This is a genomic window from Mesorhizobium sp. M0910 (genome assembly GCF_040319465.1).
In the GTDB taxonomy this organism is placed as follows: domain Bacteria; phylum Pseudomonadota; class Alphaproteobacteria; order Rhizobiales; family Rhizobiaceae; genus Mesorhizobium.
This window is the reverse complement of record NZ_JAMYNZ010000042.1, coordinates 1-1935: the sequence shown is the minus strand read 5'-3', so window position 1 is coordinate 1935 and position 1935 is coordinate 1. Positions and strand designations below refer to the sequence as shown.

General features: G+C 54.7%; 1 protein-coding gene and 1 pseudogene. Both read left to right on the top strand.

Annotation, left to right across the window (positions count from 1 at the left end; genetic code table 11):
- The coding region (locus NKH78_RS32475) for an ABC transporter substrate-binding protein (protein ID WP_352885242.1) at positions 1-1601 on the top strand (1601 nt) is incomplete at its 5' end.
- Between the two features lie 22 nt (positions 1602-1623).
- A pseudogene (locus NKH78_RS32470) lies at positions 1624-1935 on the top strand (ABC transporter permease); the annotation flags it as partial.

The window sequence follows — 1935 nt, the reverse complement described above, 5'->3', positions numbered from 1 at the left end:
ACAAAACATGGGAGGAAACTATGGAAGGTATTGTCAAGAACATCGATCGCCGTGCTCTTCTCAAGACAGGAGCCGCCCTGGGCGGTGGCATCATTGCTAGCGGCATGCCACTCTCGCAGGTGATCTGGGCGGCGGAAGGCAAAGTGCTCAAGGTCACTGCTCCGGAGGAGCTTGTGACTTTGGATCCTGGCTTTCGCACCGCGAGTTATGAAGTTAACGTGACGAACTGCCTTTATTCGAAGCTCACGCGTTATAAACCGGGCTCCGAATGGGGCTGGGATCTGGAGGCGGCGGAAAAGATCGAGCAGGTCGACCCGACGCATATACGCTTTCGCCTAAAGAAAGGCATCAAATTCACCGGCGGTTATGGCGAGCTGACTGCCAAGGACGTCAAGTTTTCCTTGGAACGTATGATCAAGCACAAGTCAACGGGTTTGAGTCTGCTAGGCTCATTCGATCATGTCGAGATCGAGGACGATCATACGGGCGTTATCGTGTTCAAGACGCCGTATGTGCCGGTCTGGACCATCACGTTTCCTTTTGGCGCCGGTTTCGTTTCCGAGCAGGCGGTGATGAAGGCGACCAAGGACGGCGGCAATTTTGGTATGAAACCGCCGGCGTTCTCTGGGCCCTATGTGCTCGCGGACTGGAAGCAAAATCAATACACGCTTTTGACCCGTAATCCCGATTGGTCTGGACCAAAGCCCGGATTTGATGAAATCCGCATTGTACCGATTACTGACACTAAGACGGCGGAACGCGCCTATCTGGCCGGCGATGTTGATTTCACGACGATCAGTCTCGATTCGCTGGCGGCGTTCAAAAGCAATCCGCCGCCCGATACAAAGGTTGAGGAGCATCCCTCGCTCCGTATCGTCTGGTTCGGCATGAATATGGATAACCCGAAGCTGAAGGACATCAATGTCCGCAAAGCAATTCAATGGGCCATCAATGTGCCGCAGATCCTGGACGCCGCCTATGCGGGGCAGGTAAACGCGGCAACCGGGATAATTCCGCCAGGTATGATCGGGCATCTCGAGAAGGCGCTCGTTCCACCGGAAGGCGACCTCGCCAAGGCCAAGGAGTTCCTGGACAAGGCCGGTGTCAGCGACCTGGAGTTAACCCTCCTTTGTACCAACAGTAGCATACCTTCTACAATTGCCCAGGTAATTCAGGCGCAGTTGTCGCAGATCGGCATTGCTGTCCAAGTCAACGCCCTAGACCCCGCTTCCACTAATACAATTGGTGAGGACCAGAAAAGCGACCGCTGGAAGGACCTGCAGCTCTTTATCAGAGACGACGGCGGTCTGCCTGATCCTTATAATTACTTCGCGACCACGTACGTGAAAGGCAACATTTGGAATTGGGCTCGCTTCAGTAGTGACCGCTTTGACGAGCTCAACGCCAAGGCTATCACGATTGAGGATACAAACGAGCGCGCAAAGCTCTATTACGAGATGCAGAACCTCATAGAAGAGTCGGGTGCCTACCGGTTCCTGACAAATGGTGGTACTCCTGTCGTGTACCGCACGACTAAGATACAAGAAGCTGCAACCCGTCCGGACGGCGTCCCTTTATATGTCGACTTCAAGCCGGCTTAAGCAGCGGCCTCGGGGCTGAGGGATGTTGTTTTATCTTTGTAGGAGGTTGGTCCTCGCGGTCACGATCATCGTGACCGCGGTGACGTTGCTCTTCCTCATGATCCATGCCGTGCCGGGCGACCCCGCAACGGTCTTGCTTGGCCCCGATGCAACGTCGGAGATGATCGCGCAGCTGAACGAGCAGATGGGGTTCAATAAGCCGCTGATCGTGCAGTTCGCCATCTTTTTCGACGGACTGCTCCACGGCAATTTAGGTTATGATGTGTTCAGCCAGAGGCCGGTCGCCGACATCGTGTTTGCGCAATTGCCCTACACGATCGAGCTGATCCTCATC